Source organism: uncultured Fluviicola sp., from assembly GCF_902168135.1.
Taxonomy (GTDB): Bacteria; Bacteroidota; Bacteroidia; order Flavobacteriales_D; family Crocinitomicaceae; genus Fluviicola.
The window spans coordinates 1-22,504 of record NZ_CABHOL010000049.1 but is presented as its reverse complement, the minus strand read 5'-3'; the positions used below and the strand labels follow the sequence as shown (position 1 = coordinate 22,504).

The 22,504-nt window shown below is 41.2% G+C and carries 20 protein-coding genes; 13 read left to right on the top strand and 7 right to left on the bottom strand.

The features are described 5' to 3' along the window. Together rpoC and QZT69_RS16410 are read left to right on the top strand one after the other, a co-directional pair. Positions 1-4,281 (top strand): DNA-directed RNA polymerase subunit beta', encoded by a 4,281-nt coding sequence (rpoC, locus tag QZT69_RS16415; RefSeq protein WP_294677577.1) that lies wholly within the window; start codon positions 1-3, stop codon positions 4,279-4,281. Positions 4,282-4,393: 112 nt separating this feature from the next. Next, positions 4,394-5,281 (top strand): T9SS type A sorting domain-containing protein, encoded by an 888-nt coding sequence (locus QZT69_RS16410; RefSeq protein ID WP_294677569.1) that lies wholly within the window; start codon positions 4,394-4,396, stop codon positions 5,279-5,281. A 66-nt stretch (positions 5,282-5,347) separates the two neighbouring features. Here QZT69_RS16410 and QZT69_RS16405 read toward each other — a convergent pair whose 3' ends face one another. The 7 genes from QZT69_RS16405 to QZT69_RS16375 form a co-directional block, all read right to left on the bottom strand. After that, positions 5,348-5,962, bottom strand: coding sequence for an outer membrane beta-barrel protein (locus QZT69_RS16405; protein WP_294677553.1), 615 nt, complete (start codon positions 5,960-5,962; stop codon positions 5,348-5,350). A 120-nt stretch (positions 5,963-6,082) separates the two neighbouring features. Further along, entirely contained in the window at positions 6,083-7,009 is a 927-nt protein-coding gene (locus QZT69_RS16400) for a hypothetical protein (protein WP_294677549.1), read from the bottom strand. Between the two features lie 78 nt (positions 7,010-7,087). After that, positions 7,088-7,966, bottom strand: a complete 879-nt coding sequence (locus QZT69_RS16395; RefSeq protein WP_367242346.1) for a DMT family transporter — start codon at positions 7,964-7,966, stop codon at positions 7,088-7,090. 92 nt (positions 7,967-8,058) lie between these two features. Continuing rightward, the gene (locus QZT69_RS16390; RefSeq protein ID WP_294677533.1) at positions 8,059-9,498 is read right to left on the bottom strand and encodes a sodium:solute symporter; all 1,440 of its coding nucleotides are present in this window, start codon (positions 9,496-9,498) and stop codon (positions 8,059-8,061) included. Positions 9,499-9,505: 7 nt separating this feature from the next. Continuing rightward, complete coding sequence (locus QZT69_RS16385) at positions 9,506-10,582, bottom strand: mechanosensitive ion channel family protein (protein WP_294677527.1); 1,077 nt, start codon at positions 10,580-10,582, stop codon at positions 9,506-9,508. A 9-nt stretch (positions 10,583-10,591) separates the two neighbouring features. Continuing rightward, on the bottom strand, positions 10,592-11,695 hold the full coding sequence (locus QZT69_RS16380; RefSeq protein ID WP_294677525.1) for an alanine racemase: 1,104 nt from the start codon (positions 11,693-11,695) through the stop codon (positions 10,592-10,594). Positions 11,696-11,699: 4 nt separating this feature from the next. Beyond that, a complete protein-coding gene (locus QZT69_RS16375; RefSeq protein ID WP_294677517.1) occupies positions 11,700-12,143 on the bottom strand; it encodes a GNAT family N-acetyltransferase in 444 nt (147 codons plus the stop codon). Between the two features lie 536 nt (positions 12,144-12,679). On the opposite strand from QZT69_RS16375, the gene QZT69_RS16370 reads away from it, so the two are divergent. From QZT69_RS16370 to QZT69_RS16320, 11 genes are all read left to right on the top strand, one after another. Further along, on the top strand, positions 12,680-12,988 hold the full coding sequence (locus tag QZT69_RS16370; protein WP_294677508.1) for a DUF3467 domain-containing protein: 309 nt from the start codon (positions 12,680-12,682) through the stop codon (positions 12,986-12,988). 31 nt (positions 12,989-13,019) lie between these two features. Continuing rightward, the gene (locus QZT69_RS16365) at positions 13,020-14,258 is read left to right on the top strand and encodes a hypothetical protein (protein ID WP_294677502.1); all 1,239 of its coding nucleotides are present in this window, start codon (positions 13,020-13,022) and stop codon (positions 14,256-14,258) included. Further along, on the top strand, positions 14,255-15,883 hold the full coding sequence (locus QZT69_RS16360; RefSeq protein ID WP_294677494.1) for a hypothetical protein: 1,629 nt from the start codon (positions 14,255-14,257) through the stop codon (positions 15,881-15,883). Before QZT69_RS16365 ends, QZT69_RS16360 begins: the two co-directional genes overlap by 4 nt. Before the next feature lie 4 nt (positions 15,884-15,887). Further along, positions 15,888-16,820: an NAD(P)-dependent oxidoreductase gene (locus QZT69_RS16355; RefSeq protein WP_294677486.1), complete on the top strand. Its 933-nt coding sequence runs from the start codon at positions 15,888-15,890 to the stop codon at positions 16,818-16,820. Further along, entirely contained in the window at positions 16,820-17,893 is a 1,074-nt protein-coding gene (locus QZT69_RS16350) for a glycosyltransferase (protein ID WP_294677478.1), read from the top strand. Before QZT69_RS16355 ends, QZT69_RS16350 begins: the two co-directional genes overlap by 1 nt. Beyond that, complete coding sequence (locus QZT69_RS16345; protein ID WP_294677477.1) at positions 17,886-18,419, top strand: hypothetical protein; 534 nt, start codon at positions 17,886-17,888, stop codon at positions 18,417-18,419. The genes QZT69_RS16350 and QZT69_RS16345 overlap by 8 nt, the downstream gene beginning before the upstream one ends. After that, positions 18,416-19,663, top strand: a complete 1,248-nt coding sequence (locus QZT69_RS16340; RefSeq protein WP_294677475.1) for an O-antigen ligase — start codon at positions 18,416-18,418, stop codon at positions 19,661-19,663. The genes QZT69_RS16345 and QZT69_RS16340 overlap by 4 nt, the downstream gene beginning before the upstream one ends. A 91-nt stretch (positions 19,664-19,754) precedes the next feature. Further along, entirely contained in the window at positions 19,755-20,066 is a 312-nt protein-coding gene (locus QZT69_RS16335) for a hypothetical protein (RefSeq protein WP_294677473.1), read from the top strand. Then, positions 20,059-20,355 carry a cell division protein ZapA gene (locus tag QZT69_RS16330; protein WP_294677467.1) on the top strand — a complete coding sequence of 99 codons (297 nt, stop codon included), beginning with the start codon at positions 20,059-20,061 and terminating at the stop codon, positions 20,353-20,355. The genes QZT69_RS16335 and QZT69_RS16330 overlap by 8 nt, the downstream gene beginning before the upstream one ends. A gap of 90 nt (positions 20,356-20,445) precedes the next feature. Continuing rightward, entirely contained in the window at positions 20,446-21,981 is a 1,536-nt protein-coding gene (gene rny, locus QZT69_RS16325; RefSeq protein WP_294677460.1) for a ribonuclease Y, read from the top strand. A 1-nt stretch (position 21,982) separates the two neighbouring features. Further along, on the top strand, positions 21,983-22,504 hold a 522-nt coding region (locus tag QZT69_RS16320), incomplete at its 3' end, for an SDR family NAD(P)-dependent oxidoreductase (RefSeq protein WP_294677445.1).

The following is a 22,504-nucleotide window of genomic DNA, read 5'->3' as shown; positions in this document are numbered from 1 at the left end:
ATGGCTTACAGAAAAGAAACACCGAAAAAACAAAGTAGCTTCAACAAGATTACGATCTCGTTGGCTTCTCCTGAGGTGATCCGCGATCAGTCAAGCGGTGAGGTACTCAAGCCTGAGACAATTAACTATCGTACATACAAACCGGAAAGAGATGGATTGTTCTGTGAACGCATCTTCGGACCGGTAAAAGATTACGAATGTCATTGTGGTAAGTACAAGCGCATCCGATACAAAGGAATCGTTTGTGACCGTTGTGGTGTTGAGGTTACCGAGAAAAAAGTACGTCGTGAGCGTATGGGACATATCTCTTTGGTTGTTCCGGTAGCACACATTTGGTATTTCCGTTCATTGCCGAACAAAATCGGTTATTTGTTAGGATTGCCGACCAAAAAATTGGATCAAATCATCTATTACGAGCGTTACGTAGTTATTCAGGCTGGTATCGCAAATAATTTGGATGGAACTTCCCTTTCCGAGAAAGATTTCTTAACGGAAGAAGAATACCTGGATATTTTGGATACTCTTCCAAGAGAAAACCAGTATTTGGAAGATACTGACCCAAACAAATTCATCGCTAAGATGGGGGCTGAGGCATTGTATGACTTGTTGCGTAAATTGGATTTGGAAGACCTTTCCTACAAATTACGCCACCAGGCAAATACAGAAACGTCTGTTCAACGTAAGCACGAAGCTCTGAAAAGACTTCAGGTTGTTGAAGCAATGCGTGAGTCTCAAACTCGTATCGAGAACCGCCCTGAGTGGATGATCGTGAAAGTTGTTCCGGTTATTCCACCGGAATTGCGTCCGTTGGTTCCATTGGATGGTGGACGTTTCGCAACATCGGATTTGAACGACCTTTACCGTCGTGTAATTATCCGTAACAACCGTTTGAAGCGTTTGATCGAGATCAAAGCTCCGGAAGTTATCTTGCGTAACGAGAAGCGTATGTTGCAGGAAGCTGTTGACTCTTTGTTCGACAACTCCCGCAAGGCTTCTGCGGTTAAAACAGAATCAAACCGTCCGTTGAAATCCCTTTCCGATTCATTGAAAGGTAAGCAGGGACGTTTCCGTCAAAACTTACTAGGAAAACGTGTTGACTATTCTGCACGTTCGGTAATTGTTGTTGGACCGGATTTGAAATTGCATGAGTGTGGTTTGCCGAAAGACATGGCAGCGGAACTTTACAAACCGTTTATCATTCGTAAGATGATTGAGCGTGGAATTGTGAAAACGGTTAAATCTGCGAAGAAAATCGTTGACCGCAAAGAGCCTGTAGTTTGGGATATCTTAGAAAACGTATTGAAAGGACACCCGGTATTATTAAACCGTGCTCCTACGCTTCACCGTTTGGGTATCCAGGCATTCCAGCCGAAATTGATCGAAGGAAAAGCAATTCGTCTTCACCCATTGGTAACTACGGCATTCAACGCCGATTTCGATGGTGACCAGATGGCGGTTCACTTACCGTTAGGTAACGCTGCAATTTTGGAAGCGCAATTGTTGATGCTTGCTTCTCACAACATTTTGAACCCTGCGAATGGAGCACCGATTGCGGTACCTTCCCAGGATATGGTCTTGGGTCTTTACTACATCACTAAGATGCGTACAAGTACCCCTGAACACAAAGTAAAAGGTGAAGGAAGTATTTTCTATTCTCCGGAAGAAGTAATTATCGCGAATAACGAAGGTAAATTGGATCTTCATGCTCCGATCAAAGTAAAATCTTACGATTTGAACGAGGAGGGAATTCCAACGCTTCAAATGATCGATACAACATGTGGACGTGTACTTTTCAATGAAGTAGTTCCACGTGAAGTAGGATTCTTGAACGATGTATTGACGAAGAAAGCGCTTCGTGATATTATCGGACACGTATTGAAGATCTGTGGAACAGCTAAGACAGCTAAGTTCCTGGATGATATCAAAGAATTAGGTTACGGTATGGCATTCCGCGGTGGATTGTCATTCAACCTGGATCACATTATTATCCCGAAAGAAAAAGAAATTCTGGTTGCGAAAGCAGAGACTGACGTGAAAGAGGTAATGGCCAATTACAACATGGGTCTTATCACGAATAACGAACGTTATAACCAGATCATTGATATTTGGACGCATACTAACATCCGTTTGACGAACACGTTGATGGATCAGTTGAAGAATGACGATCAAGGATTCAACTCAATCTACATGATGTTTGACTCCGGAGCCCGTGGTTCGAAAGAGCAGATTCGTCAGTTGTCAGGTATGCGTGGATTGATGGCGAAACCTCAGAAATCAGGGGCTTCTGCACAGGAAATTATCGAGAACCCGATTCTTTCCAACTTTAAGGAAGGTCTTTCGATTTTGGAGTACTTTATCTCTACTCACGGTGCGCGTAAAGGTTTGGCCGATACGGCATTGAAAACGGCAGATGCGGGTTACCTGACTCGTCGTTTGGTGGACGTTGCACAAGACGTTGTAATTAACGCAGTGGATTGTGGAACATTGAGAGGTTTGGTAGCGACTTCATTGAAGAAAAATGATGAAATCGTTGAGCCTTTGATCGATCGTATTTTAGGAAGAACATCTGTTCACGATATTTACAACCCTGAAACGGAACAATTGATTGTTGCTGCAGGTGAGTTGATCTCTGAAACAGTTGCTGATGAAATCGAAAAAGCAGGTATTGAAGAAGTGGAGATACGTTCGGTATTGACTTGTGAAATGCGCCGCGGAGTTTGTTCTAAGTGTTACGGACGTAACCTTGCAACGCACCGCCCTGCACAGGATGGAGATGCTGTTGGTGTAGTTGCTGCTCAGTCAATTGGTGAGCCGGGAACACAGTTAACGCTACGTACATTCCACGTTGGGGGTACTGCATCGAACATTACGGATGAATCAGATTTGAAAGCAAAATCTGCAGGTAAATTGGAAATCGACGAATTACGTACAATTACACGTAAAGGAACCGATGGAACAGTGAAGACGATCGTTGTAGGTCGTTCGGCAGAATTGAAAATTACAGATCCGAAAACCGGAGTTGCTTTGATGACTTCAAACATCCCTTACGGTTCCGAGTTGTTGATTGACAATAATACGAACGTGAAAAAAGGTGATGTGATCTGTAAATGGGACCAGTATAACGCGGTAATCATTTCAGAGGTAGCTGGTAAAGTATTATTCGAAAATATTATTGACGGTGTTACTTACCGTGAGGAAGTCGATGAGCAAACAGGATTTACTGAAAAAGTGATCATAGAATCCCGTGATAAGAAGAAAAACCCTGCGATCCACATTATTGATCCTAAGACAAAAGAAGTATTGCGTGAGTACAACATTCCGGTTGATTCCCATATTTCCGTAAACGAAGGTGATAAGATCGAAGAAGGTGTGATCCTTGTTAAGATTCCTCGTGTTGCTGGTAAAACCGGGGATATCACCGGAGGTCTTCCTCGTGTAACGGAATTATTCGAAGCACGTAACCCTTCTAACCCGGCTGTGGTTTCTGAAATCGACGGTATCGTTGAATTCGGTAAGATCAAGCGTGGTAACCGTGAGATCCAGGTGACTTCCAAAGCAGGTGACGTTCGCAAGTACTTGGTACCGCTTTCTAAGCACATTTTAGTACAGGAGAACGATTTCACACGTGCAGGACAACCTTTATCCGATGGTGCAATTACACCGAACGATATCTTGAATATCCAAGGTCCGACGAAAGTACAGGAGTACATCGTAAATGAAATCCAGGAGGTTTACCGTCTACAAGGGGTAAAAATCAACGATAAGCATTTCGAAGTAATCGTTCGTCAGATGATGTTGAAAGTGGAGATCGTAGACGCAGGAGATACGCGATTCCTGGAAGGACAATCTGTTCACAAGGCAGACTTCATGGAAGAGAATGACTCTATCTACGGAATGAAAGTAGTAGTTGACGCTGGTGATTCTACAACATTGAAAGCAGGTCAAATTGTTTCCGCACGTAAATTACGTGATGAGAACTCTCAATTGAAGCGTGCTGACAAGCAGTTGGTTGAATCCCGTGATGCAGTTCCTGCAACTTCAACTCCATTGTTACAGGGTATTACACGTGCTTCATTGCAGACACAATCGTTTATCTCAGCTGCTTCCTTCCAGGAAACAACGAAAGTATTGAACGAGGCTGCAATCTCCGGAAAAGAAGATCACCTATTAGGTTTGAAAGAAAACGTAATCGTTGGTCACTTGATTCCGGCTGGTACAGGTGTACGCCGCTTCCAAAAAGTACTTGTGGCAAACAAGGAAGAAATGGATGCAATCTCTTAAGATTTGATTATCTGAAAATAGTGATCCCCGAATTATTTAATAATTCGGGGATTTTTTTTACAACCATTGGTGCTTTTATGCATTAATAAAGAAACAACTAAATCGATTTTTTATGAAGAACATGTTACTTTTTTCATTCAGTGTCTTTTCTTTCCTGACACTGAAAGCCCAAACCGTTAGTTATCAACCTATCCATGGGAATTATACGCAATACGTTTATCGCCATCAACATTGGAATGGAAGTGAGAACGTAGAAAGTTTTTCCAAGACGATTTGGTCGGGGGATACTATCATTAACGGACAACATTATGTGCGGATTTTCCAAGACGGTGTATACAGTGGAGGTATTCGTGAAGATGTTCCGAATCAGCAGCGGTTTTTTATAAACAGGAATGACGTAGAAATCAACATTACCATTGATCACAATTTATCCGTAGGAGCACTTTTAACAGACAGTACTGCCTATTTGAATGCTTTTCGAACGTACCGGGATGTGAATTTACCTTTTCCTTCCTTCATTGATACATTAATGGTTGTGACAAAAGATAGTGTATTGGAATCTTCAGGTAGTTATAGTGTAACTTACCGGATGACGGATGGAGGAGCTACAGGCGAATCGGTGCTTTTTAACACCTATAGCGGTTTACTGGAAGTTAATGGATTCGAGTACAATTACTCACAGATCTGCTACCGGGAAGACGGTGAACAGACTCCTCCCGGACAGGAAACACCATGGACACCAATGTGCGATTTGGGAGTGGATGAGAAAGAGTTGCTTAAAATCGATCTGTTTCCAAACCCGTCATCCGAATCACTTAATATTTCAGGAGATTTGGAAAGGATAACCGATTTGGCCATTTACGACCTAAACGGGAAAATGATCAAACAAGTTCCTTTGTCGGATGTTTATTCCGGGGTTTCCCTAAAAGAATTGAAAAACGGTATTTATTTCCTTTCAGTGAATGAGCATCAAAAAGTATTGAGATTCCAGAAGATGTGATACTTCTAAAATAGAAATCCCCTTCAGTTCAACTGAGGGGGATTTTTTATTGCTGTAAATGAAGTTTTATTCGGCAGATTTTCCCTTGCAGATCGTATAATACATCCCGATAGTGAAACGGTTTCCGAGTGTGCTGGCATTAAATCCGAAATCATTGGTAACTAAATCAGGAACACCCGTTACTGAAGTTCGTGTATTGGTATAGCCCAGAACTCCGATAGAACCAAAAATCCCGATCCGTGGTGTAATATAATAAGCAAAACCTGCTGAAAAGCTTGCATTAATTGTACCAATGTCGTTGGTACTGTTCCCGGTAGAAGTTCTTGATTGTCCGGCAAGGTAGCTGGCACTAATGCCCAGAAACGGTCTGAAAGCTCCGTCACCGAATAAATAACGGCTATAGACCGATCCGCCGAACTGAAGATTTCTTAATGAACCTGAAGTCATAAAATCCGAATGAGAGCCGCTGGAAGTAATTCCCAGTCCAAGCTGGATGTGATCTGTAAGGAAAGTTCCGATTTCAGGTGAAGCCGACCAGGCACTTCTTTTGATTGTTGTACCACCTTGTGAGGTAGTTCCCATAGAGAAGCCGGCGCTGCCGCCCAAATACCAGGAACCCTTTGTTTGCCCGAAAGTGTTTGCGCTTAAAAGCAGGATAGAAGCTAAGATGATTTTTTTCATGATGTGTTTTTTGTTTCGGGGTTAAACAAAACACATGCCGTTTTAACGGATCATGAAATTTTTGAGCATAAAAAAGGGAGTTCGAATAAAGAACTCCCTTTGAAACCTGTCAGTTGTAAATTACGGGGTAATGATCGGTTTTAACCCTCGTAACCCCATGTCAGTCGGATAATCGCCCGCTCCCGGTTCGTATTTGTGATCCCCGTTTGCGTCGTACCACTCAAAGCTTTTGTTTGTTGAAAGCGACATGGTACAGATAATATCTTCGGTTTCGTTTCCGGTAATGGTAAACGGCGTGTCAAAGTTTCCTGTCACAACGCATGAACCGGCAGGTACCGGTGATGTTGCAGATAACGGATTCGGAACTGTAGTTGCTGCAGCTTGCCCCTGTACTACCACTCCGAGGTTCTCAAATCCCCAATATCCTTGCAATTTATTGGCGTTCAATGTTACGGTTTGATTCCAGATTTTGTAATTGGTGATGTAAGTATTAAATCCGACAAAAGAAGCCAGTCTTCCATTGTAATCTACTCCGTTGTAGCGGTAATCAAGCGAATAATTTTGGTAAGTTAAAGACATTCTTACCCAGTTGTAAGTATCCGGGGAAATATTTTTCAAAGGGATCTTCATAAATACTTCGTTATCACCTTTGATAATTGCCTTACTAAAATCGACTGCATTAGAACCACCGGCAGTTGTTTCCGCTCCATGGTAAAGAATTTCTCCCGCTCCCAATTGTGTATACATGTTTTGTGCAAACTCAATGTAGTGAGCACTCATACCGTAAAATACCGGTGATTGCGCCCAGTGGTTAGACGGAATTGTAGCAGGATTCCCGAAATTATCCAGGCGGGGAGCTAAAGAATCAAAATGAAGTTTCACAATTAAATAAGGACCTGTTTCAGTCTCTGCCGGATACGTACAGCTTGCGTCATCGGAATTTGCATTTGCATTGTAATTCGTAGCATTGGCATCCGTACAGCCTTTTTTCTTACATCCTACTGAAACTGAAGCCAGCAGAACAAATAGAAGCGTTAGTTTTTTCATGTTTAGTGTTTTCGAGGGATAAAAATAGAGAAAATAAAATACTTGTTTCGTATGGATAACGAATTCAGAACAACAAGGTTACTTCTTGTTTATCATGTAAACAGCAACGATACCCAGTAACCCGCCTATAATCGTATGGATTTCCAGTTTTTCACCCAGAATGGCAAAAGAGAATACGGCTGCACTGAAAGGTACGATAAAGATAAAGCTGCTGGCCTTTTCAGCCCCGATTTTGGAAGTCGCAAAAAAGTATGTGGTGGTAGCCACCGTTACAGTAATAACACTTGAGTAAAGAACGTTCCCCCAAAAGCGGATATCTGTTGTTTGGGTTAATTCACCGATTTCTGTGAACTCGCAGAAAGGAAGAAGACAAATAAGTGTTACAACATACATCCACCAGGTGAAAGCAAAAGGTGAACCGTATTTCGCAGATTTCGATGTAAATTTGCTCATAACTGCCCAAATCAGCGCACTTATCAGGAAATAAAGATTTCCCGGCTCAGCAAAAACAGCCTTGTTTCCCCATACTTTTAAAAGACTTAATCCTGCGACCACTCCGAACATTAAACCGATGAATTCATTTTTTCCCGGTCTCTTCCAGTCAATTAGCATTCCTATGCCATAAGCCATTACCGGGTTTAAGGTAGTAACCAGGATTCCGCCTGCACCCGGACTTCCATTCTTTAATCCGGCAAGGAAGGTGTAGTTGTAACTCGCCATAAGGATACCTGCGATAACAAGAAAGGGGATACCATTTTTAGAAATGAGAAGCTTGGTCTTAAAAAAGATCAGAACAAATAAAAAGCTAACAACCACAAAGCCATAACGAAAAAAACCGATATTGAAAGGTGTTCCGAAAGACGCTAAAACCTTGTTTGAAGGCCAGCTTATCCCCCATATAATCATACTTATAATAAGTGCAGCGGTAAGATTAATACCTTTATCAACTTTCGGCAATTTGTTTTCTTTTAGAGTGCAAAAGTAATCAATGGATTACTTGCGAGAATCAATTTGAAAACCAAAATGCACTTTAATTGAAGAAAGCAGAATCAAAGATGCGGAATTCGTGTTTTTCGGAGCATCACCCGGTGCACAATACTATAAGCTAATATGGCTGAACTTAATCCGAAAATATTGGCATCTAAATTCCAGGGCAAGGTCCATCCTGACAAAATCAGGGTCAGGGTTACACCGCCGCCAATGATCATGGAGAACAAAGCGGGTTGTGGAAACCGCGTTCTTAAAAATAAAGCTGCGACTACCGGAACAAACAAACCGGACACCATAAATGCATAAGCATAAAGCATCAGAGAAATAACATTTTGCATAATCGATGCCAATAGAATGGCAATTATTCCTATTAAAAGCGTAGTAACTTGAGAGATTCTGATTATTGATGAATTGTTCAGCTTCCAGCTTTTAGGAATGAGATCCCCTACCACACTTCCTGATGCCGCCATCAAACAGCTGTCTGCAGTTGAAAGAACCGCTGAAAAGTATGCTGCAATTACAATTCCTGCGAATCCAACCGGTAGTATCTGGCGTATTAATAAAGGCAGTCCCATTTCACTATCGATAGTAACGCCTTCAGATACCGGAATGATTCCTTTTTGCACGGCAACGTTTGCAAGCATCCCCAGTATTACTCCGGTAAATGCCATAAAAGGCCATTCAAGCGCCCCTGCAAGATACCAGGCTTTTTTTGCAGCTTTTTCATCTCTGCAGGCGAAAATCCTTTGATATAAAGTCATTCCTACAAACCAGATAGGAACAATGGTAACACTCCAATTAACTATCTGGCTCCAGGTAATATTCGTTATGGATAGCATGTCTTTACTCAGGTAGGGGATAATGCCTTCATATCCTCCCAAAGCTGACCAGGCAAGGGGAATTGCGACTCCCATTAATCCGATTAGGAGTATGATCCATTGAAAGGTGTCAGTGTAAATAACCGCCTTCATACCACCGAGCATGGTATAGAAAACCACAACGATACCCATCACCCAAAGCATAGTTTCACCACTTACAGATGGAATGATAGCAGCAGATAATTTTGATCCGGCCAATAATTGGGAACTCGTAAAACCACTGTATCCTATAATGCAAATAATAGCCGCAACAAATGCTACTTTTTTATTGTACAGAAAACTAAATACCTGTGGTAAGGTAAGAAAATGCCTGCCGTGAGCACGCTGCCAATAAAATACCTTGGGAATAAGGAATACGGCACTGACCCATGCTCCGATAAGACCTGTAAAAAGCATCCACGAACCTGAAAGTCCCATGGTGAAGCCAATTCCTCCCAAACCAATGGAGAATCCACCACCGACATCTGTTGCCACAACGGACAGACCTATATGGGTACTGCTCATATTCCCCCCTCCGGTAAAATAATCCCTTTCGTCTCCGTGTTTTCCTGAAAAATAGAATCCAACAGCAAGCATTAAAAGGAAGTAAACAATGAAAATTGTAATATCGATCCAGCTCATAAGTTTATCAATTTAATACCTCATCAGGGATACTCTCCTCAGATTTGATGAATAAGGTACGTGTAGGATATGCGAATTCAATCCCGCATTGTTCGAAAAGACTGTAAATCTCAAAATAGATTTTTTCCTGTTTATCCATGTAAAATGCAAAATCAGTGGACAAAACATGGTAAACAAATTCAAAATTCAGGCTTGAATCGCCAAAGCCAGAAAAATTACCCCTTTCATAATCTATCTCCGACTGGGATTCAATGATCGCTTTGACCATTTGGGGAATCTGTTTTAACCGGGAGGAGGAAGTTTGGTAAGTTACCCCGATCTGAAAAGCAATCCGTCTGCGTTCCAGGCGTTTGTAATTGTGAACCCGGGCATTTGTCAGATCAGTATTGGAACAAATCAATTGTTCTCCACCTAATGTTCGGATCCTTGTCGTTTTAATCCCGATTTGTTCTATTGTCCCGGATTTATCATCTACAATAATAAAGTCACCGATTTCAAAGGGTCTGTCAAAGAAAATAACAAAATAGTTGAAAAGATCTCCCAGAATGGCTTGAGCAGCTAAGGCAATAGCAATACCACCGATTCCTAATCCGGCTAGCAGGGTTGTCACATCATAGCCAAGATTATCGAATAAGAAAAGAAAGCCGACGAACCATATTAGAATGTTTACAACAATAATCAGTCCGTTGGCTTGTTCTATTTTACCTTCTGCATTGCTTTTTCTTTTTACGAATGCACTCACTAACCTTTTAAAAGCACTGCTGATGATTCGAAGTATAAAGAAAGTGCAAATAATCAAATATCCTGCATGTAATACGGACCTTGATTTAACAGTAAGCTGCAGGTAATAGGTGCTGAAGAAGATTGCACCGAAGTATAATATGGGAATTACGAACCGGTCAACGCTGTCAATTATAAAATCGTCCCAGATATTTGTGGTTTTCAACGAATGGGCTTTGATCCTTCGAAGGATGAGAAAACTAAATAATTTAATAATAATAAATGAACCGATAATGATTCCAAGGGCAACAAGCCAGGAATAAAGACTGTTGTCTAAAAATCGATATTCTAAAAGTTTTTTCATGAATTGTTTCTATTGAATGGTTGCTTTATGTGAATTTTCGAATTCAAAACGTTTGTCGACATAATCTGAATTCATGATTCGGAGAATCCCCATGTAATTCATACTGAATTCAATTAAATTCCCGACCTTCAGTTCTTGCGGATTAGTTCCCAGGTCCAGTACAATCATATCCGAACTCACACCAACAATATGCATATCTGGATCAACAGGTTTGATATTTGTTTCATCGATATCCAATAAACCGATATCAACAATAGCCCGAAATGATGAAGTTCCCAATAGCGTTTCATCAATAGCAAGTTCCTGCATTTGTAAGTTCTTGCCCATTTCCCCGTTCGGGACCAGGGGTTTTTCACTTAATTCGATAATCTCAGCGTACAACTTGAAAATATCCTGATGCAGATTTTTATGAGGACTGTTCTTATAAACATCTGTTCCAAGAAATAAGGTTTCCCCAACTCTGAAATGATTGATCCCTAATGGAAGCAACCCTTGTTCAATGAGTGGAATTGTAACTGAAGCCCCGCCCGAGATAAAGGGAATTACTTTATTAAAGCGTGCTTCAATGAGTTGTTTATACAAACAAAGCTGGATCAATTTGTCCTGGTTGGGAAGAACTCCCGACATACATGTTAAGTTTGTCCCGATTCCAATAATGGTAATATTCGGCAAATCAAAAATCGCAGCATAAAAATCAATAAATTGCTCACGCATGACCCCTTCCCTCAATTCTCCCATCTCAATCATGATTACAATCTTATGAATCTTGTTACGAAGAACAGCTTCCTTTGAAAGGAGTTTAATGGTTTCCAGTTCGGTATTAAAACTGATGTCCGCAAACTCTATGATCCTTGATACCATGCGTTTTGGAGGTGGTTTTATAAAGACGGTTTCGATACCTGGGGCAATTAACTTAATGATTTTCAGATTGGTAATCCGACTATCGCAAACCTGCCTTAAATTCAATTCCTGAATCACAGCAGTCAGGAATTTTCGGTTTCCGCAAAACATCTTCACAACTACAGACCATTCGATTCCATGTACTTTGAAAAGATCACTCAAGTAGTTAAAATTTGCTTTGAGCTTTTGTGTGTTTAGTGAAATATAGGCCATGTTATCAGGGGTGTTTGATTAATCTCATCTCAAGATATTTGTTCACGAAACCGATTTTCTCATACAGTTGCAGCGCAGGGTTGTCGGGTTCCACATGCAAGGCAATACTTCCCGTTGTTCTTTCAATGACAGCCTTCATGAGTTTCTTTCCGATTCCCATTCCACGATAATCCTTATGGGTAGCAATATAAACCAGGATGTTTTCAGGAATGTATCCGTCCATGCCGGTGAAATTTACTACCACGGCACCAGTCAGTAAACTATCGAAATAGGAAGTAATTATAAGTCCTCCTTTGTTTTCTTCAGAAGACAATGCATAATTGATGGCTTTTAGTATGTCTTTTTTTGAGTCCCCATATTGATCAAGATGATTGTATAGGAAAGCAGCCAGATCAGCCTTCTCGTTTTCTTTCGGGAGTTGTTCGGGGGAATAAATGCGTTCTACCATAATAATAAATATTTAGTGTTCCAGGGACAGCTTTCCACGGTACACTTTCATTTGCAGACTTTACAGTCTTTATTTCAGCTTAATTATTCCGGACCTTAACCCGGATTGACGACACAACCAATTGATGTATCTAATGAAGAATTGACTATTGTCTTTTGGATGGAATCTTACTTAGATTACTAGACATGAATGGCAATTCGAAACTTTTTATCCCAAGCAAGTTACTAATAAAATGTGTTTTTTGAAAATGAAAGAGCAGGTCAAACACTTGATTTTGCTGGATTTTTCAAAATTTCCGATCAAATAGTGCTACGACTGATTCTTGTTAAGAACTTCCGGGGAATGTTGGTGTCAGGACTTTTAAAGAGTTTTGCAGCGATTCATTAAAGAGTGGTTATTTCTGTAAAATGTTAAAAAATCACAAGAATTCAGGCAGTGTGAATGCAACTTTCTTCTGAGATACATAAAGATGCTTTCTGCAAAGTTAAAGGAGTAATAGTTGGAAAGTTATTCAAAAAGCTTTTAACTTCGCAAGCATGGAAAAAAATGACAATCAGATCAACATTGAGCTAAACGAAGAGTTGGCGGAAGGAGTTTATTCGAACCTGGCGATCATTACGCATTCTCAATCCGAATTTGTGGTGGATTTTATTCAAATGATGCCGGGAATGCCCAAAGCAAAAGTACGTTCAAGAGTAGTGATGTCTCCCCAGAATGCAAAACGCTTAATGCGTGCATTGGCTGAGAATGTGCAAAAATACGAGCAAATAAACGGAGTAATTAACGATACCGAAACACCTCCGTTCCCGCCGATGAATTTTGGAGGAACAACGAATCAGGCTTAATTAACGAATAGAACTATTGCGTTTTTTAAGTATGCCCAGGAATACGAACTATATTGTCACTTTCGGAACTGAATTTTTGATCATGTTCCTGAGCTTTATGGTTTTCCGTCTGGCAAATACCAACCTGGAGGATACCGGATTTAGTGAGTATACACTGATTCGAAGATCTATCTCTTTTCTGCAGCCGCTTCTAATGATCGGTTTAGGTGTTGCTATTCCACGGTATGTCAGCCTGGAACCAGGCAGGAGTTCTCTATTGCCTTCCGGACTAATCTGGATGTTCTTGTCGATATTGATCATCTGTTCAGGCTTATGGCTTAGCAGATCCTATGTTTCCCACCTGTTTTTCGGTTCGGGAAATTACACACACTATATTCTGCCAATTGCCGTAATGCTCTCGCTTTATGGACTGCATGCGATTATTTATGGGTTTTTGAGAGGAATGTTCAAGGTATTCCAGGCCAATTTTGTTCAATTGATCAATGTCGGGTTGATACCAACACTCTCCGTTTATCTTACCGATAATGTAAATGATCTTTTATTCTGGAATATTATCTTGTTGAGTGGTTCGCTAGTTGTATTTATCTCTTATCACATGATCCGTATGAAAATCCGATTTACGAAAGAACAGTTCATTGCCGACAGCAAGTTGCTTTTGGTTTATGGATTACCTCGCGTATTGGGTGATTTTGCACTTTTGGGGTTATTGACCTTACCAACATTCTTAATTCTGAATATCGAAAAAAACGTATTGGTAGGTGGAGATGTGGCATATTCGCTCACATTGTTGAACCTTGCCGGTGCAGCATTCGGCCCGCTGGGACTGATCCTGCTCCCTGAAATTGTGAGTGCCATGCGGACGAAAAACCTGCAGTTGATTCGCAGACGCTTTTTTATTTTTACAGGTTTGTGTCTGGGATTGACGCTTCTGGGAGTAGCCGTATTTTATTTATTCTCAGAAACAATCCTTGGAATTTTATTAGGTGAAGAATACCGGAGCTCAATTATACCTGTTTCCAAAATCGTTTTGTTGTCAGCATTCGGATATTGCTTGTACATCGTACTGAGAAGTTTCCTGGACGCCTTGAAGGTAAAAGCGAGCAATGCTATTAACCTTCTCATTTGCCTGGGAGCATATGGAATCCTGATCGGAATCGGGAAATACATGGACCTGGACTTTACTTATTATCTTTTTTCTTTTGCCGGTGTGATGACCTTATTGGGAATTATTACTTTCATTGAAACCTATCTATCAATCAAAAAATTATGACTGCCTTATTATTATTAATTGTTATTACTTCAGTTATTGGCTTTGTTCAGGTTAAAACCTGGAGAATTTATAAAAACCTCACTTTTCCGATCGTAACGGCCGTACTTTATTTTTGGTCCCTGATGGGAGCCTGGCTCTTTATCTTTGATCGTCTGACTGGTTTTGGGAAGAACATCGGCCTTGCATATTACTATTTGCTGGATAAAATGTTCCGAGTAGACCTGGATGGAACTTATAACATGGTTATTCTCAGTTATGGTCTTTTTATCTTATTTTTCCAGGGTTTTGTTTTCTTTGGAATAAAAAGACTTAAACAAAAATTTCCCGAACAAGCTCTTCAGGAAAATGGCTCGGGAAAGACTTTTACCGCATCACAGGTGCCATTTTTATTGATTGCAGTTGTATCCATTTGCTGTTCTTTGTTTCTGGTGAAAGATGTTTTGATCAGTTCAATGCTGCTGCATGAATCCATTTATTCGAATGTGCGTGCTGGTGGAGTTCCACTTTATCGTTTGCACCAGTATTTTAACTGGATAATGGTTTTTTCATTTGCCTGGTATTTGGCTCTTTATTTCCGTAAGGATCCCGAAATCGCGGTGAAAAAACCTGGCGTGTTATTCTGGATCTGTTTCTTATTGATGGTCACGTACCTTTCGATTATAGGCACACGTCATGAATTGTTTCTTGGCGGATTGTTTTTCATTTTGTTCGTTTCCTACCCATATCGTTCGGTGCGTAAGAGCAAATTGTTTTACGGAGTGTTTTTCATCGTTTTCTTTTTTGTTATTGCATTGAATGACCCGATGCGCGGTATGTCATCATACCTGATGGAGAAAATCGGGATTGCAGCAATGGTAGATTCCCCTGAAAATAGGAAAATAGCAGATATTTATTCCAGCGACCGTACATTTTTCCTGCACCGGGATTTGGAGAAATCGGAAAGAATTATCGAATCATTGAAGTATCGGGATACCACTTTCGTTGCGGCAGGAGATACCATCGTTATGAAACTGAAGGAATTCATTGCTCAAACAAAAGAACATCCGGATAAAATATTATACAATGGTAAGATATATAAGATTAATAACCAGTTTGTGTCTTTCGGGTACAAAAAATTGGGGTTGGGACAGCGTATATTGAAAGCAGGAACCAATATCCTGTTCTCTAACGAACTGTTTGCAGGCCATTTTTCTATGTACGGGATTTACAAACATCAGGTGAGTCCATCCTACGGAATCGCCCTGCGAAACCTGGTTGGAAGCGAGAAACAGGATACTTACACATATTATGCGAACCAGTTGAAACTTCCGGATGACCAGGGATTCACAATCAATCATATTTCTTCCTGGTATTTGAACTTCGGATATTTCGGGTTCATTCTTGGGGCATTCATTCTGGCAATTTGTTACCTTGTACCGGTTTACCTGATGCATTCGTTCAAAAGCAAAAAGAAACAAACGTTTTTTATTCTGACCGTATTGCTTGGAATGGTAGCATATATGCCGTTAATCATTCGCTCGGACCTGTTGGTTTTTGAAGGAATGATCAAACAGGTAATCATTGTTCCTGCTTTGATCCTGTTGGCAGTGATTATTTACGGACGTTTGTTCCAGCGAAAAAAATAAAAGGATGCAGGATAAGGAAAAGATACTGATTACAGGAGCAAGTGGTTTTATCGGGAAAAGTCTGTTGAAGAAAATCGACTTTGATAAATACGATGTTGCAATCCTGACAAGAAATCCTCAAAAATTCGGGAAAGAAGAACGTTTCCGTGTGGTAGAAGGAGATCTTTCCGACCAGGAATCATTGAATCGTGCACTTTCGGGTATAACAATACTGATTAACCTGGCAGCAGAGGTACGTAACCAGGACAAATTGGAAGAAACCAATGTAGGAGGAACGAAACGGTTGATTGCGGCGATTCGGGAGGCCAAAACGGTAAAGCAAATAATCCACTTAAGCAGTGTTGGTGTGGTTGGAATGAATTATAACCTGGATTCAACCAGTGTTGATGAGCAATTTCCGGCAGAACCAAAAAACGAATACGAACGAACCAAACTGCTTTCCGAACAGTTGTTTTTGGAATTCTTCATGGAGAATCCGGATTTAAAATGGTCGGTATTAAGACCTACGAATGTATTTGGAGAATCTCATCCGTTCGATGCACTTCTAAACCTGATGCAGCATGTGAAAAGCGGCAAAAAGATCTTGTACACACGCACAGCTAAGGTGAATTACGTGTATGTGGAAGATTTGACAGTATTTATTTTGAACCGTTTGGAATCGGATGTAAAAGGAATTTACAACGTAGGTAATTCTATGGACCTGAAAGAGTTCCTGGAGATTATCGCTGATGAGTTAAAAACATCCCTGAATGCTGCCCGTGTTCCTAAATGGATTGTGCGGACGTTTTATCGTCTGAAAGTGCGTAAATTGGATTCCGTAAGCAATGAAGTTGTTTATTCGGATAAGGCCCTTCAAACATCCTTTCAATACCCTTTTGGAATAAAACAGGGTATCCGGAAAACGATAGAGTATTACAAAAATTTAAATAAACTTTGATGAGAATATGCTACTTTGCAGATAGTGAAAGTATTCATACGGAACGCTGGTGCAGGCATTTCCAGGCGCTGGGTCACGACATCCATTTGATTACCTATAAGACCAAAATCATTGAAGGAATCAAAACCTATTCTGTAAATACAGGTAAAATTGATGTTTCGGGCGGAAATTGGAAAGTTTTGCTGACTTTCAGACAAGTGCGCAAACTGCTTAAAGAGATCAAGCCGGATGTTTTTCATGCTTTGTATGCAACCAGTTATGGAATTACCGGTTCACTTTGCCGTTTTCATCCTTACATTATCTCATCATTGGGATCAGATATCCTCATCAGTCCGAATAAATCAACTATTTACCGGAAATTATTGAGGTTTGCATTTAAACGTGCCGACCTGGTAATGGTAATGGCAGACCACATGATTCCGGCAGCGAAGAGCTTGGGAGCAGCAACAAATAAGATTGTAGCACTTCCATTTGGGATCGATCAGCAAATCTTTAATTCGGAGAATCGGAAATTACCCGAAAACCAATTCGTCATTACCTGTACAAGAAACTTTGAGCCGATTTATAATATTCCGCACTTGTTGAAAGCACTGCAAAAAGTAGTTGGTGAAATTCCTGAGATCCATGTGAATCTGATCGGAGCGGGGAGTCAGAAAGAAGAATTGGTCCGCATGACGGAAGAATTCGGACTGAAATCCCATGTTACTTTTGTTGGAAAACTTACCCAGCCGGAAATAGCCGCATATTTAAATAAGAGCCATGTATTTGTCAGCTTGTCGCTTTCGGACGGGAATAACATCTCTTTGAATGAAGCAATGGCTTGCGGGACGTGGAATATTGTTACCGATATACCGGCCAATCATCAATGGATCAGGGAAGGGGAGAATGGCTTTTTCGTGAAAATCGACGACGTGGATACTTTGGCTGAAAAACTCTTAAAAAGCAGGAATGAATACCATCAACTGATGGAAAAAGCAGTTGTATTGAATGATCAGCTGCTTCGTGAAAAAGGAATCTGGCAGATCAACATGCAGAAAGCAGAAAAATTGTATCTTCAACTCACCAATGGTTAAAGTTGCAATTATAGGCGGAGGCGGGCATGCCCGCGTTTTATCGGAGATCATTTCTCAGGCTCCCGAATTGAGCCTGACTGGATGTTTTGACGATTCACTGGAACGTGGTGCCGAACTTTGGAATGGGGTCAAAGTCCTGGGTTCTGTCAATGATCTTGGAAAAACTACAGATGAGATCGATGCTTATGTAATCGGGATCGGCAACAATTCGGTCCGTAAAAAAATCAGCGGGCAACATTCGGACTTAAACTGGATTTCGCTGGTACATCCTAACGCGGTAGTTAGCCCGAGCGCGAAAATAGACGCAGGGTCGGTTGTTTTAGCCGGTGCGGTTGTCAGTGCAAATGCTGTTATCGGACGCCAGGTCATAGTGAACGCTAATGTAACGGTAGACCATGATTCAAAAATCGGTAGTTATGTGCATTTATCCATTGGAAGCCAGGTAGGAAGCAATAGTACGATTGAGGAATCCTGCCTGATTGGAATTGGTCAGATTGTTCCATCGTTTTCAACAATTGTAGAATGAGAGCTGTCATTCCAACGCTTGAAAAAGCACAAAGCTGGTTTCCGGCATTATTGATCTTTGTTTTTAGTTTTGCCCCGAAACCTTCCTCTATTATTATCGTTTTATGGTTGATCAATAACCTTGTCTTATGGTCGCAAAGAGCTGTTAAATTCCGGTGGAACAAAATCTTTTCTGCGATAGTTGCACTTTATATCGTATTTGCAGTCGGAGCATTTTTTACACATAATCCGGGAATTGCAGGTGGAATCCTGAGCAAAAAACTGTCCTTGCTGGTCTTTCCGCTGATATTCGCGCTTCAAAAGAAAGAAAGCTTTCAACTAAAACCCTTTGTGCTTGCTTTCACAGCGGGTTTATTGGTGGTCGTAACACTTGGATTAATACATAGCTATCAGGTTTACCTGGAAACCGAGTATTTGAACGGAAGTTTCACCAGTTCTGTGTTTTCCTACATTCACCACCCGACCTACCTGGCGGTTCTGCTGACCATGTCCATTTTCTTTTTCCGGATAGGGGTGAAGGCAGGGTGGAAAGGATTCAATACCTGGATGTTGCTTATTTGGATCGCATTTGTCTGCGTTATCCAATTCATTATTTTTTCATTTGCAGGAGTATTGTTCCATTTCGCTGTTTTGGCCTATCTCACGCTGAGTTATTTAAAGAAAAAGCTGCCGGGAATAGTGTTTTTGATAGTTTTAGGAATCACTGTATCACTTCCGTTTGCAGCTTATTTCGGAGTAACCCGTGTAAATGATGAAGTGAATAATACTTTGACAGATTTGAAAATCTATTTATCCAATCCGGACCATATTTACGAGCAAGCCAAAGCAGCTCCTCACGGGAATAACATCCGCATTTTAATGTGGACCACCTCTTTTCAGCAGTTTTCCGAACATCCCATGGGAACAGGAACAGGGAATTTTGACGAAGTAATGGGGGCGCGTCTGCGCGGAAGAGGATTAGACGAAATTGCCAAAATCGAATACAATTCACACAACCAGTTCCTGCAACTGGCAGTAGAAGTCGGGGTTTTTGGATTGCTTGCTTTGTTAGCAATACTGGTAATGCTTTTTCGAATGGGGATCCGTTACAAAAACGAACTGCTCATCTGGATCGGGCTGAATTTTGTTTTCAATAGTTTTTTTGAATCCATGCTTCAGCAGCAAAGCGGGATTGTTTTTTACATTTTGAGTATTTGTATCGGTATTTTGCTGGTGCAACAAAAACAAGCTATAAAGAGCACATAATCAGTTGTAAATAATATTTTCTGTACACATCTTATCTTAAAAATGTTGTAGAATTGGTTTTACCTGCTATTTTTGTACAAACGCTTATTGGATGACGTCTGAGTTGAAATCTTTAATTGAACAAATTGGCGCGAAATCTCGTCAGTTACACCAATCGTTGGTGACTGAAAGAGAGCGCGTTCGTTCTATGACAGATGAAATTAATCGTCTTAATTCGGAAATTTCAGGGTATCAAAACCAGAAAAAGGCCATGGAGGATGAGCTCCAAAGCTTGAGATCAGAATTGGACCAAGCGCGTGAACAAGTTCAGGCACAACCTGTTTCAACCAATGGAGTTGAGATTGATGTGCTTGTGAAAGAGATTGATTTCTGCATTCAACAATTAAAAATAGCGAATGAGTAAGGTGTCTTTGAAAGTAGTGGTTGCCGGTCGCACGTACCCTTTAACTGTCCAGGAAACGGAAGTGGAAAAGGTACAGCGTGCCGCTGATGATATCAATAAAGCGATCAAACAACTACAGGATAACTTTGCCGTGCGCGATATGCAAGACTTATTGGCGATGACCGCCTTACAATTGTCTACAAGAGGATCGAAAGCACCGGCTGCCGCAGGCAGTGCTCCTCAAGCTGATTTCTCTGAAGCAACTGCTGCATTGAAAGCACTTTCCGATGATTTGGATGCATTGAATTAATTACGTTCCGCTAGTTCGGAATTTGCAGTCTTTTTCTCACTTGTTTACGTAACATCACCGTAAGCAGTGGGATTTTTTTATTTAAGAACTATGGTAAATGTAATTATTGGAGCATTGATCGGATTGATAGGAGGTGGTGTAGCTACTTTCATTATCCAGAATACAATGCTCAAGAAACGAAAAGAGCAAATCTTGAAGGAGGCTGATCTGGAAGGTGAAGCCATGAAAAAAGAAAAGATACTTCAGGCAAAAGAACGCTTCCTGAAGTTGAAAGAAGAGCATGAAGAAAACGTGAAAGAACGTGAAAGACGCATGCAGTCTACTGAGGACAGAGTGAAAAGCAAAGAAAAATCGCTTACTCAGAAAATCGAAGAGGTTTCCCGTAAAGAGAAAGATACAGAGCGTATCCAGGCAGAATTGGCCAGCAAACTCGAAGCGAATGAGATCCGACACCAGGAATTGGACAAAATGCACCAAAAACGTGTTGCCGAGCTAACCAAGATTACAGGAATGTCTATTGATGAGGCGAAGAACTTATTGATGGAATCATTAAAAGATGAAGCTCGTACTTCTGCAATGGCACACATCAAGGAAATTACCGAAGAAGCAAAATTGAATGCGAACCGCGAAGCAAAACGCATCGTGATCCAAACCATTCAGCGTGTAGCTTCCGAGCAGGCTGTTGAGAATGCAGTTTCTGTTTTCAATATCGATTCGGATGAGGTGAAAGGACGTATTATCGGTCGTGAAGGTCGGAATATCCGCGCCCTGGAAGCTGCTACAGGAGTTGAGATCATTGTAGATGATACTCCGGAAGCGATTATCCTTTCCTGCTTCGACCCGGTTCGAAGAGAGATTGCACGTTTGGCTTTACACCAATTGGTTTCCGACGGACGTATCCACCCGGCGCGTATTGAAGAAGTGGTTGCCAAAACGAAAAAATCCCTGGAAGAAGAAATTGCCGAAACAGGACGAAGAACTTGTATCGACCTTGGAATTCACGGGTTACACCCTGAATTGATCCGCATGGTGGGACGTATGAAGTACCGTTCTTCTTACGGACAAAACTTATTGCAGCACAGCCGTGAAGTAGCAAATTTGTGTGCGATCATGGCTGCTGAGCTCGGATTGAATGTGAAAGTGGCGAAACGCGCCGGATTATTACACGATATAGGTAAGGTTCCGGACGAAGAACCGGAATTGCCGCATGCCATCCTGGGTATGAAGATTGCTGAGAAATTCGGTGAAAAACCGGATGTATTGAATGCAATCGGAGCGCACCACGACGAAATTGAAATGACCTCTTTGATCTCACCGATCGTGCAGATTTGTGACTCCATTTCCGGAGCACGTCCGGGAGCACGCCGCGAGGTTGTTGAATCATACATCAAACGAATTAAGGACCTGGAGAATCTGGCGTTGTCTTATGACGGAGTGAATTCAGCTTATGCTATCCAGGCGGGTCGCGAACTGCGTGTATTGGTTGAAAGTGAAAAAGTAACCGATTTACGCGCAGATGAATTGTCGTTTGCAATTTCTCAGAAAATTCAAACTGAAATGACTTATCCGGGACAAGTTAAAGTAACTGTGATCCGTGAAAAACGTTCCGTGAATTACGCGAAGTAGTATGGATCAAATTCAGTTGATATCTGATCAATTAAAGCATAAAACCATTTTGGTGACCGGCGGTGCCGGCTTCATCGGTTCAAATTTAACAGAGGCCCTATTGAAAATAGGAGCCTCTGTTATTGTTTTGGATAACCTGGAAACAGGACTTCAATCCAATATTGACCGCCTGTCCCACTACGAAAATTACCGCTTTGTTAAAGGAGATATTTGCAACCCGGATGATTACCGCGATTTGCTGAAAGAAGTGGATGCAATCTCCAACCAGGCTGCTTTGGGGTCTGTGCCGAGATCCATAGAATTTCCTCTGAATACGCACCGTGTAAATGCAACCGGTTTTCTGACCATTCTGCACGAAGCAAAGCTGGCAGGTGTAAAACGTTTTGTGTATGCAAGTTCTTCATCGGTTTACGGAGATTCTATTGCTTCTCCGAAACACGAAGGCCAGGAAGGAAAAGTGCTTTCACCTTATGCTGCCACAAAGCAGTTAAACGAAGAGTACGGCCAGGTTTATCACCAATTG

Bases quoted from the DNA above. Each gene is read 5' to 3' on its own strand.
- rpoC (WP_294677577.1), top strand. From the start codon at position 1: ATGGCTTACAGAAAAGAAACACCGAAAAAACAAAGTAGCTTCAACAAG.
- QZT69_RS16410 (WP_294677569.1), top strand. From the start codon at position 4,394: ATGAAGAACATGTTACTTTTTTCATTCAGTGTCTTTTCTTTCCTGACA.
- QZT69_RS16405 (WP_294677553.1), bottom strand. From the start codon at position 5,962: ATGAAAAAAATCATCTTAGCTTCTATCCTGCTTTTAAGCGCAAACACT.
- QZT69_RS16400 (WP_294677549.1), bottom strand. From the start codon at position 7,009: ATGAAAAAACTAACGCTTCTATTTGTTCTGCTGGCTTCAGTTTCAGTA.
- QZT69_RS16390 (WP_294677533.1), bottom strand. From the start codon at position 9,498: ATGAGCTGGATCGATATTACAATTTTCATTGTTTACTTCCTTTTAATG.
- QZT69_RS16385 (WP_294677527.1), bottom strand. From the start codon at position 10,582: ATGAAAAAACTTTTAGAATATCGATTTTTAGACAACAGTCTTTATTCC.
- QZT69_RS16380 (WP_294677525.1), bottom strand. From the start codon at position 11,695: ATGGCCTATATTTCACTAAACACACAAAAGCTCAAAGCAAATTTTAAC.
- QZT69_RS16375 (WP_294677517.1), bottom strand. From the start codon at position 12,143: ATGGTAGAACGCATTTATTCCCCCGAACAACTCCCGAAAGAAAACGAG.
- QZT69_RS16370 (WP_294677508.1), top strand. From the start codon at position 12,680: ATGGAAAAAAATGACAATCAGATCAACATTGAGCTAAACGAAGAGTTG.
- QZT69_RS16365 (WP_294677502.1), top strand. From the start codon at position 13,020: ATGCCCAGGAATACGAACTATATTGTCACTTTCGGAACTGAATTTTTG.
- QZT69_RS16360 (WP_294677494.1), top strand. From the start codon at position 14,255: ATGACTGCCTTATTATTATTAATTGTTATTACTTCAGTTATTGGCTTT.
- QZT69_RS16355 (WP_294677486.1), top strand. From the start codon at position 15,888: ATGCAGGATAAGGAAAAGATACTGATTACAGGAGCAAGTGGTTTTATC.
- QZT69_RS16350 (WP_294677478.1), top strand. From the start codon at position 16,820: ATGAGAATATGCTACTTTGCAGATAGTGAAAGTATTCATACGGAACGC.
- QZT69_RS16345 (WP_294677477.1), top strand. From the start codon at position 17,886: ATGGTTAAAGTTGCAATTATAGGCGGAGGCGGGCATGCCCGCGTTTTA.
- QZT69_RS16340 (WP_294677475.1), top strand. From the start codon at position 18,416: ATGAGAGCTGTCATTCCAACGCTTGAAAAAGCACAAAGCTGGTTTCCG.
- QZT69_RS16335 (WP_294677473.1), top strand. From the start codon at position 19,755: ATGACGTCTGAGTTGAAATCTTTAATTGAACAAATTGGCGCGAAATCT.
- QZT69_RS16330 (WP_294677467.1), top strand. From the start codon at position 20,059: ATGAGTAAGGTGTCTTTGAAAGTAGTGGTTGCCGGTCGCACGTACCCT.
- rny (WP_294677460.1), top strand. From the start codon at position 20,446: ATGGTAAATGTAATTATTGGAGCATTGATCGGATTGATAGGAGGTGGT.